At 55.5% G+C, this 384-nt stretch carries 1 protein-coding gene; it reads left to right on the top strand.

From position 1 onward, the window contains the following. Positions 1–63: 63 nt before the first annotated feature. On the top strand, positions 64–384 hold a 321-nt coding region (locus CVM73_RS38950; protein ID WP_146006771.1), incomplete at its 3' end, for a class I SAM-dependent methyltransferase.

Genomic DNA, 384 nt, shown 5'->3' with positions numbered 1-384 from the left:
TCTCATCACGCCGGGCTCAAGCGACTGAGCTGATTATTCCATCGAGATCGAGGAGTAAATTTCATGGCGCAAATTCTTGCTCATAACCTCAAACCCGCCGCGACTTGGGGTTCCGGCGGCGCGTCCTACGATACCGTGAGCCAAAGCATAGCAGACGCCATTGATCACGTCGTGAATCGAATCTGGCCGCAAACGGGAGAGCGCATCCTTGACGTTGCGACAGGCACGGGCTGGACTGCGCGGCGGTTATCTAATCGAGGCGCAAAGGTGACTGGTATCGATATTGGTGAAGGCGTTATCGAGGCGGCAAAACTGATTGCACCGGAGATCGACTTCAGGGTCGGCGATGCCGAAGCGCTGGAATTTCCAGACCAAAGCTTTGAC

The organism is Bradyrhizobium forestalis (genome assembly GCF_002795245.1).
Lineage (GTDB): Bacteria > Pseudomonadota > Alphaproteobacteria > Rhizobiales > Xanthobacteraceae > Bradyrhizobium > Bradyrhizobium forestalis.
This window is presented reverse-complemented; position numbering and strand designations above follow the sequence as displayed.